Origin of the sequence: Microcoleus sp. Pol11C3 (assembly GCF_036701485.1) — a bacterium.
In the GTDB taxonomy this organism is placed as follows: Bacteria; Cyanobacteriota; Cyanobacteriia; order Cyanobacteriales; family Microcoleaceae; genus Microcoleus.
The window spans coordinates 154,275-168,018 of sequence record NZ_JAUBQW010000001.1 but is presented as its reverse complement, the minus strand read 5'-3'; the positions used below and the strand labels follow the sequence as shown (position 1 = coordinate 168,018).

The window sequence follows — 13,744 nt, the reverse complement described above, 5'->3', positions numbered from 1 at the left end:
AAAGTCATATTTGGATTTAACAAGTTTTACCAATTACCTATTATCTAATTTTAAACAGTATCCATTTGCCTTCTTGATCTACTATTTCTCCGTCAATATTTGGATGCCAATCGCTGCGAGTCAGGATATAATCGGCATGATAGTTTCGGGCTACTTTGACTAAATCCGCACTGCTGCGTCGGATGAAGAAGTCATTTCCTCCCCAAATCATTTGCGGGTTTAAGGGAATTCCTAAAACAGCTTCCATGCGAGTTTGCCATTCTTGGATGCCTTTTTCGGTAAAGGGAAAGTTCTTGAAGTTTACGACAATCGCTCTTTCGGAGAAAAACTGGAAGCTGGTAACTGAGGGGGGAATTAATACGAGTGAATCGCGGCTACTACTTTGCGAAAATCGCACAGCTAATTTGCTTAAGTCGTCTCTGGGAACCGCATTGATATTAACTCTTGTTTGAAATACATTTAATATAGGTTTGGGCAGAATTCCTGCTATTCCAAAAACTAAGGTGGCGGTAGTTATTAAGGCTAATGTGTGAGTTAGAGTCTGTTTTATAGATGTAGTTAGGGAGGTTTTTTCTAAAATGAATGGGAAAGCGAGGATTGAGAAAAGGATGGGAATGCTAATTAGGTGATCGCCCATTATTTCCCATGAATCAGTCACCGGATATATCAAGCTGAAAATTACCGTTCCTACTGCTAAAATCCACAACAATATATTATATCGTTTGGGAAATACGTATTTTTTTGTTTGCCAAACTGATAAGCCTAGGAAAATGATACCCCTAAAAGGCAAAGTTAGTACAACTAACAGCAACAAGCTAATAGCTATTTGTTTTTCTCTGTAAAGTAGATCAATTGTCAAACAAACAGCAATAAATATGATTAATTGAGCAAAAGGTACGGTTCTAGCTAACTGTAGTTTGGCGATAAAAGCCAAAGGATAAACTTCTACAAATATGTAATTTAGAAACAGTGCAAAAATTGATGTGCCAACAATTACATAAAAATTAACCTTGTCTTCTTTTCGCAATAATTCGGCATTTTTGATGCACAGCAAGCCACCCATTATGAAACATATAAAGTTCAACCAATTCCCCAAATCCCAATTTGACGGGAGGATGTGGTGGGGGTTGCGGACTTTGGCGTGAATGTAGACAAACTGGGCGTTGTCGATAGTGTGAGTGCTGGTAGTACCTGTTAATAACATCGGTACGTAAACGATACTTGCCATTGCTGCTAAAAGTGCGATCGCCAAAATCAATGTTTTAAACTTCCGCTGTCTTACAGATTCAATAAATAAAACAGGAAGCATCATCAATCCGGGCAACAAACCAACTAAAAATTGCAGCAAACAACCCAGTCCAAAACAGAAATATCCGATCAGCCATTTTTGGCGCAAACTAAAGTAAATTCCCCAGACTGCGAAGGCCATAGCGAAGGTACTGGGTACTGATTTAGTGGAAAATATTAGGGTGTTACCAACATCTGTAAATGAAGCGGCTATACATAAAAAAGCCATCGCTGCGGCAGGCAGTTTGGAATTAGTATAGATATTGATAATTGCGTAGCAAGCTAGGATAAATGAACCGAAGGATAGGAATTGATAAATAAAATGCGCTAGGGGAATGCTTGTTCCTAAGTTTGCGAGCAAATAAATAATATAATAATAGTAATATCTGGGATTAAACTTAACCATTTCCTGAACGTAATAGTCATTTTTGTATAGTTCAGGATTTAACATAAATTGAATGGGTGGCACTTCGGGGAAATTGCCTCCAATGGGGAAAATATAGCCTGTAGCCATCAGGGAACCGATGATTACAAAAGTATAGAGAGATAGATTAAAATACCAGTTGGATTTTTGATGTTTCTGCATGGATGCTTCCACTTACCTACGCACAGCCAAATTGTTAATCTCCAGTTGGCATTGCTTTGTTAAATCCTGTTTGCTGCTACTCAATACCTCAAGCAGCAGATACATGGGATTTTTGCCCTCAACTAATAGATTTAAGCCGATGATCGCACTTTTTTGACTATAAGCCATCTCTGCTGAGTCTACTAATTTACCTTGCTTGTCCCACAAAGTCAAGCGCAGGGCAATTCCCGGACATTGTTTGTTAGGTAAATTGAGTTTGCCGGTAACTTTTGCTTTGTCTGAGATGGCACCTAAATACAGGAAAGATGTATCGAGTTTCTTGCTGTTGTTAATTGGATGAGTTACAATATTATATAGGTTATCCGATTCTTGACTGACTGAATAATTGGCACTTGTGTAGATTGATTGATGCAAACTAATCCAATCTAACTGCGTGCCAGGTCGATCGCCTATTTGCCGCTGCATCGCCTCCATAGTCCTAACTGCCGTTGCTGTATCAGTCGGCCGCACCCTCCGGTAAACGCTGACAGTCACGCCGTTTTCTAGCTTAAACTGTTCCGGTAGCAATTGGAAATCGCGGGCAATTTCCCAGTTTTGAGTAAAGGCATCGTACACAACTTTAACAACATCTTGTTCGTGCGATCGCAAAACTTGTTCGTCCGTCGGTAACACCTGCTGAAAAGGTACAGCAACCACCGCATATTGTGCCTGCAACAACTCCGGTAGCGGGTAAGTATCGCGTGAGTCAATTTGCGGCCTCCCGATTGTATTTAATTTCCACCAGCCCTCCGGCGGGTTTAATTTTCGGTTGGCTTGTCTGAGGATGTTAGCATTGAAATTGTTAGAAGCACCGACAATATAAATCGGTTCTTCGTTGGGTGCTAATTTTCGCAGAAACTCTACTAATTTTACAACTTCGCCGTAGTCCGATCGCACTAACGGCGGAAAATTAGCCATAAACAGTCTTGACAAATCAATTTTGAGAGGAATTAACCCGACTGCGGCATTCAAAACCAGGTACAAACCCGCCGCGCCCAGCATGAAATACCGGACTTTTCTCTTGAGTGTCAGCCAAGTTGTCCAGAAAAATGTGGATAGTCCTAAAAGTGCGATCGGTGTAAGATGAATTGTATAGTGCAAGTAGCCGTAACGCAAAACTAACAGCCATTCAATCAGCGACAAAACCCCAAACAACGAAACAAAAATAGCCGCCGCCGGTACCAGGGTTCGGGTGAGAATTCCCGCAGAAAAACCAATCAGTACCAGCAGCCAAGTTCCCAAACCGTAAAAATCCGCATAACGAGTTAAAATATCATTTACAGGCAAACTCCAAGCGACATACAAATTGCGGTAGTCAACCGTCAGAGCACTGCGAGTAAAATCTCCCGCTACCAACATTAAAATAGTCAAGCTAGTTACAGCTATCAAACCCAATTTTACACAGGATTCAAACAAGCATCTGTAGGCAAACGGCACTGCAACGTCCTTGTCTTTTGGAGACGACAATGCCGTTTCCCTACGGTATATTAGTACAATAAACTCGATGAAAGCCTGTAAAGTCGCGGCACCAAAAAATGCGATCGCACTATAAGCAAAATGGCGCCGCAACAGAATCGCCCCCGCCAGAAAAAACCCAATTAACGGGATTTTCCACCAAGATTTTAGCTTAACATCCTGCAAATAAAGCCAAATTGCCAAGGCTACAAACACACAGCCGCCAGTATCCAAATATCCCCGCAGAGTCGGTATCCAACTCATCGGAATTAATAAACTCAGCAGCACAGTTGACCAAAATACCCGGCGGGGATAAACTGGAATTAGCTTTGCCGAAATTGCCCCCAGCAACAGGCGCAACGGCACTACATAAATCAGGGATACGCTGAGAATATAACTCAACCGAGACTCGCCAAATAAGAGAATAAACGGCACTAACGGCAGAGAAATTAACAGGTTTTTTTCCTTAGATAGCGATTCTATAACTCCCCGCCATGCTTTATCTGGCGAGTCTCGAAATAAATTTGCCGTGTTGACTGTAGCGGTATTGTATCCCGCGTAATCCCACCAATAGAAAGTATGTTCGCTGGATACATAGATTGATGTTACTGCCACTGTGACGAGAACAACTAACAACAATAAAAACCCATCAATCAGAAACTTGCGAGGCAATTTAAAAGAAACCCAATCAAATAATCCCATCAGTCTAGCAACCCTAAATAACTCCTCAACTTCCTCTTTATCTCTTCCTTCGCGCCCTTCGCGCCTTCGCGGTTCGTTAACTTACTTTAAAACAGCACGTTGCAAAAAAAACTCCAGCTTTTCTGCATATTGCCGATTCGCGATCGCACTTGGATGAAGGTCATGAGGTAAATTATTATTGGCAGGTATTTTCAAATCAACCGAAATATCCGCCGTAGCAATTCCCTCCTGACTTAACTCCTCCAACATCTTAGCAGAACCTGTATTAATTCCCGCCACAACTAACTTAACACCATTAGCCTCAGCCACACGGTTAAACTCTTCAATAATTGCCTTAGAAACCTCGTGACTTTTGTACAATCCCTCTTCAAATTGATTGTAATTAACCTCCAAAAAATGGCTTAATGCAGAAACCCGCATCAGGGGGAACTCGCGATATTCAAGTTTAGCCATGCTGTAGGTAAAATTATTTTCTCCATTCAGCCTAGCATCGGGCTGGAATAAAATACCCAGTTTATTCCAAGCAGCCATTTGCTTTCTTCTCGCCCTTAACAAAGTATTGCGGCGGTCATGAAATCCCGCATAAGCAATCACCGCAACTTTGGGTTTATTTCCTTGTTTGAGCGCTTCTTTGAATTGAATCAACGAGTGCAGCGTGCCGTAGCCGTTAACGCCGAAATTCACTATTTCATATTTGGGTAATTTCTCTTGCAGCAACCAAGGATAAGTTTCGCTGTCATTCAATGACCAACCGTAGGTAAAAGAACAGCCAAATATCCAAATTTCTGGCTTTTTTGAGGATTGATTGTAAGTATTGAGGGGATGTGTTATTCTTAAACTATTAGTGAGATGAGTTGCATTAAATGAGTAATTACCGTTAAGTATCACCTTGAATTTACCAGGCAAATGCTTGTAGCCGAGCTCCGAGTCTTTGGTGAAAAAGTTACCTTTGGGTTCGACCGCAACATCAACATTTTCTATTTGCCAGGGTTTGTATCCCGCAACTCGCAAGACAATTTCAGCCGTGGTGGTGGATAAAAAAATTGGAAAAATTAGATATGTTATTAATCTGAAAGCAACATTTTTAGCAAAATCTTTTTCGATCCTTAACATAATATGAAATGTCAGCCAAAGTATAGTAAACTTCCATGCGAGTATTATCTAGTTCAGGGATCTAATTTAATTAGATTTAGCGCCTTTACTGCATCCCCCAATCTACCCCATTCGATTGTTTGCCAGAATTAAATATTATTCGTAAAACCCCTGCCTACAAAATATTGGTTTAAACTGAGATCCTGCACCATTCTCAATTACTTGTTTAGGAACAGGCTTTCCGGCCTGTTCCACAAGAAGAGATCAATTTTATTGTGGAACAAGCCGGAAAGCCTATTCTTGACATCCGCAACGGGCTAGAAAGAAGCCCGTTCCACAAAAAATAAACTTGATTGTGGAACGGGCTTCTTGCCCGTTCTTAAGAAGAGTGCAAAATATTGGTTTGAGCTAATTGATTAATTTCTAATAACCAGCCTCCTCCTCGTACTCAGGAGTCTTAGTTTTCTCAGGGATATTCACCCGAGGAGCCTGGTAAGGCTTCGGCGCCTCATCGTCAGCCCAAGCATCCGCCTCCACATCATCCTCGTACTCGTACTCCACCACCGGCTCCTTCGGGCGAAAACTCTCAGAGCGAGTGTACTGCGGCTTCACCTCGTACTCCTCCTCGTAATCGTCCTCCTCGCCACCCCAATTATCCTCTTCGTAATCCTCGTAATCGTCTATCGGCTCAGGCTGCACCGCGCGCATCTGCTGCTGCTGTTGTCGCACCGGCGGTCGTTTCCACTGCGAATCCTCGTCCCAAGGAACTTCCTCCACCGCAGGCGCGGCTACCCGGCTCCGCATTTCCGGTGCAGGTATCCGCACGCCCGGGCCCAATTGATTTCCTGTAGCCACGGGTTTCGGATAATAACCTTGCTCGTCCTCTTCTCGTTCCCAAGGTGCTTGGCCCAAACCGACGCGCTCTAGCAAACCCACACTAAGCTGCCTGAGCCTTTCCTCGGAACCTTCAAACACAATCAAGCGATTCGGGCCGCTGCTGACAATTTCCTCAATCCCTAGCTCGTAGGTACTGAGAACTTGGTCGGGGATTTGGGGGATTCCCAAGGAAGCGATAATTATAGAAACTAACTTACCGTCTTCGGGGTCGAACCTAAAGCCCCGCACCCTACCTAAAAGTTCGCCGGTTTCGGTAATAACTTCGCTGTTAATCAAAATGCTGTAGACTTCAACATCAACATCATCTTCGATCGCGCTCTCATCTTCCACCAACAGCACGTCGCCGATTTCACTAACATTGCTGAGAAACATAAACCTCGGCATTCCAGCGACCGCAAATATATTATCTCGCAGACCGATCGCCACAACTTCCCGCCGATCGATGTCCACCCACAATTGACTAACCACCCCCAAGCGTTTACCTCTGTCGCGGGTGATGACCTGAGTGCCTAGAATGTCGGAGCGTTGGCAGATTTGTTCGGATGTCATTGTAAGTTTAATCCTGATTTATTAAGTACATATATCACTCAACACGATCGTTAACAGAGACTCCGGGACTACAACTTCAGTCCTATGACTTGAGTATAAGCTCCCCGCGCTTGAGTAACCCCAATTGTACGCTCAGCCGATTGAATCATAGGTCGCCGCAAACTCACAACAATAAACTGGGCTTGTTCAGACTGTCGCTTTATCATTCTAGCCAATCGCTCAACATTTGCCCCATCCAGAAACATATCCACTTCATCAAAAGCGTAGAACGTAGACGGGCGGTAGCGTTGCAGCGCAAAAATAAAACTCAGCGCCGTCAACGACTTTTCGCCTCCAGACATGGAAGCCAGCCGCTGTACGGGTTTGCCCTTCGGGTGAGCCACCAAATTCAAGCCACTGCTGAAGGGGTCTTCCTGGTCATCTAGCTGGAGATAGCCATCGCCTTCGGAAAGTTCCGCAAAGATAGTCTGGAAGTTCTCGTTAACCGCGTCGAAAGCTTCTTTAAAAGCACGCCGCCTGAGTGTGGTAAAATTTTCGATTCTCAACAGCAGTTCAGTGCGTTCTCCTTCCAATGTCGTCAATTTTTGACTCAATTCTTGAAGGCGTTCTTGAGTGCGGTTGTACTCTTCCAAGGCTAGCATATTGACTGGTTCTAAAGCTTGAATGCGTTTGGCGATCGCCTTTACTTCTTGCTGCAATTCCGTCAAATTGGCTTTCTCGACATTTTCAGGAATCGACGGCACGGGGTCGGGCATTTCCGCCCGCTGCGTTTCCAATAGAGTACGGATTGCGGCTAATTGTTCCCGGCGTTCTTGCTGGGTTTCGTGGAGTTTTTGCAACTGCCATTGTAACTGTTGTTTGGCTAAATGCTGTTCTCGCAGTTGAGATTCCGCCCGATCACGCTCTCCCTTCTGCACGCCCAATTTTTCCTCAATTTCCCCCAAAGCCGCCTTAGCAGCAGCAATTTGTTCATCGAGTTCTAACTGCTGCGAAACAATGTGATCGAGTGCATCCGCCCCCGCATTTTGCTGCACTTGCCATTCCTGCAATTTCTCGCTGCCTTCCTTAATTTTGTCTTCCAAACGTCCGAATTGATTTTCCAAGTCTACAAGGCGCTGCTGGACGTTTCTCAGAGCCAATTCTCGCTCTTGCAGTTGCGCTTCTAGAGCTCGCAAACTCGATTGCATTTGCTGCCATTCGCTGTGACTGTTCGACTCTTCCAACTGCGCCAAAGTTTGGCGGTATTGCTGCAATTGAGTTTCCTGTGCGGGCAATTCTCGTTCCAGCAACTGCAATCTCGATCGCGAATTAGTTAATTCCTGTGTATTTTTCGCAATTTGCGATCGCACTTGTTCCTGTTGCGCTTGCAAATTCTTACTTTCTGAATCCAACTGTTCCAAACGCAACTGATTTTCGCGCAAATTCTGTTTCGCTTCCATCAATTCTTGGCTGCGAGTTTTGACAGCAACAGAAGCGCGATCGATCGCAATTTTGCACCGTTCCAAAATCCGCTCAATTTCCTCCAACCTTTCTTGCAAAGAGGCGATCGTCCGCGCTTCAATAGCAGCCTCACTAGCCTCAACCGTGCCAAAATGTAAGGTAGATCTATTAGTAGAACTTCCCCCAGTCATCGCCCCGCTAGTTTCCAAAATTTCCCCGTCCAAAGTGACAATCCGGTACTGTCCCAAATAGCGGCGGGCGTCGCTGAGGTTACTAAACACAACCGTATTGCCAAAAACGTAAGCAAAAATTTCCTGATACCGAGAATCGCAATCAATTAAATTCACAGCCGCATCCACAAATCCAGCCGCGCGGCGCAAATTTTCATTCACCGAATACCTGCCGCCCCTAATCTTATTCAAAGGCAAAAACGTCATCCTTCCCGCCCGTTTTTGTTTCAACAATTCGATCGCAGCAGCAGCCACGCTGTCATCTTCCACCACCATATTTCCCATGCGCCCGCCCGCCGCTATTTCCAGCGCCAACTGATAGCGCGGTTCCACCCTGCCGAGTTGAGCCACCAAGCCACAAACTCCGCCAATTCCGCTTTGCGCGACAATTTTTGCAGTAAACGTTCCCGTCGCTTCTTGCAGTGCTTGAAACTGCACTTCTAGTTTGTCTAATTTGCGCTGTCTTTCCCGCTGTTCTTCCAACAAACGAGTTTGAGTTTCCTGTTGCAGTTGCAATTCTTGTTCGGCTTCGACTAAAATCTGATTCAGCGATTCTACTTGCAAAGATGCAACGCCTTTGGTTTCCACAAGGCGAGATTGCTGCTCTTTTTTCGCTGCAATTTCCTGTTCCAATACTTGCAGCGATTGGTTTTGTTCTTGAATTTGGCTTTCCAGGCGATCGGCTCTTTCGCCAATGGTAGCTTGTTCTGTACGCTGTGGTTCTAAAGTTTGTTGAATTGTTTCGATTTGGCGGTGCAGTTCCGTTTGCTGCTGTACCCAAACTTCTGCCGTAGAGGCGATCGCATTTGCAACTTCCCGACTTTCATCTAAACTTTGCTGGGCTGCATCCCGCTGTTCCTGCAAACTTCCTGTTTGAGACTTAACATAAGATATTTCAATCTCAATTTGCTCCAAACTTTGCCGGAATTGCCGAACTTCTTGCTCGGTTTGTGCTATATTAGCCGCCATTTGCCCAGCAGTTTTTTCCAAATCCTGTTTGCGGTTTTGCAGTTGTCGCCGTTCCGCTTCCTGAGTCGCAATCGTGGCTTGCAAAGCCAACAATTCCGACTCTCCCAAAGCTTTAACGCGGGCATTCAGCGCATCAAGTTCGGCGGTTGCTTCTTGAATTTGGGTGCTAATTGTTTGCAGTTGTTCGGTGAGAGATGCAGAAGTGCGATCGCCCGCTTCGATTTGTTCGCGCAGTTTCCATTCTTGCTTTTGCAACTGGCGGAATTTCAGCACAATTTCCCACTGCGACTTTTCTTGAAATTCCGCCCGCAGCTTTTGATATTTTTCCGCTTTTGTGCGATCGGAAGCCAGTCTATCGCGCTGAGAAATCAGCTCTTTTTCCACAATCCGGCTGCGTTCTTCCACCTCCTTAACTTCATCTAACTTCTGCCTAGCTAAGGTGATTTTGCGATCGAACTGAGCCACCCCAGCTAATTCGTCAATGATTTCTCTGCGTTCCTTAGAATTCATTGAAATAATGCTCGTAACGTCTCCTTGCAGCACGACGTTATAGCCTTCGGGATAAATTCGCAAGCGGTTGAGTTGTTCGTGAAGTTGAGTCAGCGTGCAAGGTTGGCCGTTAATGTAATAAGTTGAAGTGTAAGTACCTTGGCGAGTGACTCGAAGTTTCCGCGTCACACTCCACTCATCCGATTTTAGATTTTGGATTTTGGATTTTTTATTAGTAGCGAGTAGTTGTCCGTTGTTGTCTTGAGTTGCTGCGATTTCAATCTCTTCTACGTCTTCAACAGATAACTCATCCGATTTTGGATTTTGGATTTTGGATTTTCGATTGGATGATTGTCCGTTGTTGTTTTCAGTTTCTGTAATTTCGATTGCTTCTATATCTTCTGCTTCCACAGATAACTCAGCCGATTGTGGATTAGCAGCAGATAGTTGTTCGTTACTCTCTTGAGTTTCTGAGATTTCATCCTCATCTTCATCCTGGGCGAACCATTCCTCCCCCACATCTTCCAGTGCAAAAGTCGCAGTCACACTAGCTTCGATCGTACCGCGTTTGTTTTGGGCGCTGTTCACCAAATCCGGTAAACGTTCAGCCCGCATTCCCTTAGAACTCGAAAGTCCGAGACAAAACAGCAAAGCGTCGAGGATGTTGGACTTCCCAGAACCGTTGGGCCCGGAAACCACAGTAAAACCGGGCAGCACGGGAATGGCCGTCGTGCCGCCAAAAGATTTAAAGTTAGTCAGTTCGATCCGTTTAATGTGAACCATGTGCTAGGAGTAGCTTTGGCTCTAGGTTGTTGTCACAGGGTAGCACAGGCAATGGGGCGATCGACAATGTGTGAACTTTCCGGCATTGTCGATCGAACCGATATCTTACAACTTTGTCAACAACCCAGCCGGCTTTTACTTAAAAAGTTCGTTGACAAAGGTACAACATCTGTGAGCCGAGCGATCGCTACAAATGAACGTAAATTTTGATACAAATAACTCCATGAGACTTGAGCGACTTTATTTGTGCCATTAAACCTGAAAGCCTTGCACTGTATGAGTGCTGGCAAATATAATTCCCGGAATTGCTAATGTTACCCCTAGACATATAAAAACTTTCCGGTAAAATCGAACCAAAATTAATAATGTATAAAGTAACGAAGCGCATTATGGAGGGCAAACCCATTACACCAGCTCAGAACTCATCTAACCTGCCAGCTTCACCTGAAAGCGACCAACAAGTATTACAAATTTGGGGTCGCGAACCCCTGAAAGGACACGTCAAAATCAGCGGTGCCAAAAACTCGGCCTTAGTAGTCATGGCAGGAACCCTGCTATGCCCAGAGGATTGCCGTCTCCGCAACGTTCCCGGTCTAGTCGATGTAGCCCGCATGGGGCAAATTCTCTCGGCTGTAGGAGTCAAATTACAGCAGAACGGGGACGTTTTAGACATCAACGCCAGCAACCTCATAGACGCTCAAGCCCCCTACGAATTAGTCAGCCAACTGCGGGCGAGCTTCTTCATCATCGGGCCGCTGGTAGCGCGTTTGGGATTTGCCAAAGTGCCCTTGCCCGGTGGGTGCGCCATCGGTGCCCGACCCGTTGAACTCCACGTTCGCGGTTTGCAAGCCCTCGGTGCCGAAGTCCACATCGACCACGGCACGGTTCACGCTTACGTCAAAGGGCCGAACCGCCGCCTCAAAGGAGCCAAAATTTATTTGGACTACCCCAGCGTCGGCGCAACTGAAACCTTGATGATGGCGGCGACTCTGGCTGAAGGAGAAACCGTGATTGAAAATGCGGCTCAAGAGCCCGAAGTCGCAGATTTGGCGAATTTCTGCCGCGCAATGGGAGCAAAAATTCAAGGCGCGGGCACGAATACGATCGTCATTTCGGGAGTTCCCAAGCTGCACGCGGTAGACTATTCTATTATTCCCGATCGCATTGAAGCCGGAACATTCTTAGTAGCAGGAGCCATCACTCACTCCGAAATCACTTTGTCGCCCGTAATTCCCGACCACCTGACCGCAGTCATTGCCAAATTGCAGACAATTGGGGCGAAAATTATTGCAGAATCCCCCGACATTTTGCGGATAGTTCCCGGCCAAACTCACTCGGCGACAGACATCGAAACTCTGCCTTACCCCGGTTTCCCCACAGATATGCAAGCTCAGTTTATGGCTTTGCTGACGCTGAGCCAAGGAGACAGCTTGATCAAAGAAACCGTGTTTGAGAATCGCTTGCGCCACGTAGCAGAACTCAACCGCATGGGCGCCGACATTCGCCTTAAAGGCAATGTAGCGATTGTGCGCGGAGTGTCGCTGCTGTCTGGTGCGCCAGTAGTGGCAACAGATTTGCGGGCTTCGGCGGCGTTAGTGCTAGCGGGACTTGCAGCCGATGGTGTCACAACAATCAGCAGCTTGCAGCACTTAGACCGCGGCTACGAGCAGTTAGAGGTGAAACTGCAAAAATTGGGAGCTAAGTTGCGGCGCGTCAAAGAGGGTACAGACCCGGCGACTGCTGAGGCTCCTGTCAATCCCGTGCGATCGGGTTTAAACTGTTAAGTAGTCAGTTGACCGTTGACTGTTGACTGTTGACGGTTAACTGTTGACGGTTGACCGTTGACTGTTAACTGTTGACTAATGAATAATCACTACAATGTCGAACATACCCCTCATCGGTTTGAAAGCAGACCAGTTTCGCCACCCGCTAGACTTGGAAGCCACCAGCACTCTCAAACAACTGCCCGGCCTGGATTTGATCGTGCGGCAGTTGCTGGGACAACTTGGCGAACAGTTTTTCATGCTCGAAAATCTAGCCTCCAGCGTCCAAGTCGGCGAAAATCAATTGCCCCACCTGCATCAATTGCTGTTGGATGCCTGCAAAACTCTGGATTTGGAACCGCCACAGCTTTATGTCCGCCAGCATCCGATGCCGAATGCTTACACCTTTGCGATGCGGGGAAAACAGCCTTTTGTGGTGATGCACACTTCTCTGATTGATTTGCTCACAGACGAGGAAGTTAAGGCAGTAATCGCTCACGAGTTGGGGCATTTGAAGTGCGAGCACGGAGTTTACCTGACTCTGGCTAATTTAATTGTGTTGGCCGCCGGTCAAATTTCGCCTGTGGGAACCGTGCTCGCGCAGGGTTTGCAGGCGCAAATGTTGGAATGGTTGCGGTGTGCCGAATTTACGTGCGATCGCGCCGCCTTGCTCGCCACTCAAGACCCAAGAGTGGTAGCATCTTTGTTGATGAAACTGGCCGGAGGTTCGCCGACTTTAGCTCCGAAACTCAATGTAGATGCGTTTTTGGCGCAGGCGCGGGTCTACGACGACCTCAGCAGCACTCAACTGGGAGAAATGCTCAAACAAGCTCAGACGGCTCAGTTGTCCCATCCTGTACCAGTATTGCGCGCCAGAGAGATCGATCGCTGGGCAAGTTCAAAAGATTATGAATCTTTGCTTGCAGGAAATCGATCGGTGTGTTATGATGGTGAAACCCAAAAGGGCGGGTGGCGAAATTGGTAGACGCATCAGACTCAAAATCTGACACCGAAAGGTATGAGAGTTCGATTCTCTCCCCGCCCACTACTAGAAAAGCTAGTGATGTCTTAATAAATAACTGTGTGCTAGGTAGCCCAGTAGCTCCAAGTGCATATCTCATCACTTGATATCCCCCTTGCTGGTGGCTGTGGTTGGTAGCCGAGTATTTTCCGAACTTCAGTTGAAATAACTCATGACCAACCGCACTATCGTCTGCTTTTTATGTAATAAAAACAGAAAAAGATGAGTAAGGAGGCAAGCAATATACCTTCTTTGGATTTAGCTATCGTTCCAGGCACAGTTTATATCCAAGATTGTGTCTGGAATCAGTTAAGTAAACTGTATACTCTTGATTTAGCCACAGGTAAAGCAACATTCATCGGTGAGATCATTACAGAAGTGCATGATATTGCCTTTGTTGATTCACGACTCTATGGCATGGAGCGAGTACGAGCTCGATAAA

The 13,744-nt window shown here is 45.9% G+C and carries 9 protein-coding genes and 1 tRNA gene; 5 read left to right on the top strand and 5 right to left on the bottom strand.

Annotated features, from left to right (window positions below):
* Nucleotides 1-40: 40 nt before the first annotated feature.
* From QUA40_RS00730 to smc, 5 genes are all read right to left on the bottom strand, one after another.
* On the bottom strand, nt 41-1,873 hold the full coding sequence (locus QUA40_RS00730; protein ID WP_333120966.1) for a DUF6798 domain-containing protein: 1,833 nt from the start codon (nt 1,871-1,873) through the stop codon (nt 41-43).
* 12 nt (nt 1,874-1,885) lie between these two features.
* Entirely contained in the window at nt 1,886-4,069 is a 2,184-nt protein-coding gene (locus QUA40_RS00725; RefSeq protein WP_333120965.1) for a hypothetical protein, read from the bottom strand.
* Nucleotides 4,070-4,150: 81 nt separating this feature from the next.
* A complete protein-coding gene (locus QUA40_RS00720) occupies nt 4,151-5,182 on the bottom strand; it encodes an SGNH/GDSL hydrolase family protein (RefSeq protein ID WP_333120964.1) in 1,032 nt (343 codons plus the stop codon).
* A gap of 402 nt (nt 5,183-5,584) precedes the next feature.
* Nucleotides 5,585-6,607, bottom strand: a complete 1,023-nt coding sequence (locus QUA40_RS00715; RefSeq protein WP_333120962.1) for a PRC-barrel domain-containing protein — start codon at nt 6,605-6,607, stop codon at nt 5,585-5,587.
* Between the two features lie 68 nt (nt 6,608-6,675).
* Nucleotides 6,676-10,518 (bottom strand): chromosome segregation protein SMC, encoded by a 3,843-nt coding sequence (smc, locus tag QUA40_RS00710; protein WP_333120960.1) that lies wholly within the window; start codon nt 10,516-10,518, stop codon nt 6,676-6,678.
* On the opposite strand from smc, the gene QUA40_RS00705 reads away from it, so the two are divergent.
* The 5 genes from QUA40_RS00705 to QUA40_RS00685 all read left to right on the top strand — a co-directional run bounded on the left by QUA40_RS00705 (nt 10,510) and on the right by QUA40_RS00685 (nt 13,743).
* Nucleotides 10,510-10,728, top strand: a complete 219-nt coding sequence (locus QUA40_RS00705) for a hypothetical protein (protein WP_333120958.1) — start codon at nt 10,510-10,512, stop codon at nt 10,726-10,728. The genes smc and QUA40_RS00705 overlap by 9 nt on opposite strands.
* 155 nt (nt 10,729-10,883) lie before the next feature.
* A complete protein-coding gene (murA, locus tag QUA40_RS00700) occupies nt 10,884-12,302 on the top strand; it encodes a UDP-N-acetylglucosamine 1-carboxyvinyltransferase (RefSeq protein ID WP_333120956.1) in 1,419 nt (472 codons plus the stop codon).
* 94 nt (nt 12,303-12,396) lie between these two features.
* Nucleotides 12,397-13,266, top strand: a complete 870-nt coding sequence (locus QUA40_RS00695; RefSeq protein ID WP_333120954.1) for a M48 family metallopeptidase — start codon at nt 12,397-12,399, stop codon at nt 13,264-13,266.
* Nucleotides 13,245-13,326 (top strand) — tRNA-Leu (locus QUA40_RS00690). Before QUA40_RS00695 ends, QUA40_RS00690 begins: the two co-directional genes overlap by 22 nt.
* 198 nt (nt 13,327-13,524) lie before the next feature.
* On the top strand, nt 13,525-13,743 hold the full coding sequence (locus QUA40_RS00685; RefSeq protein WP_333120952.1) for a hypothetical protein: 219 nt from the start codon (nt 13,525-13,527) through the stop codon (nt 13,741-13,743).
* Nucleotide 13,744 lies beyond the last annotated feature (1 nt).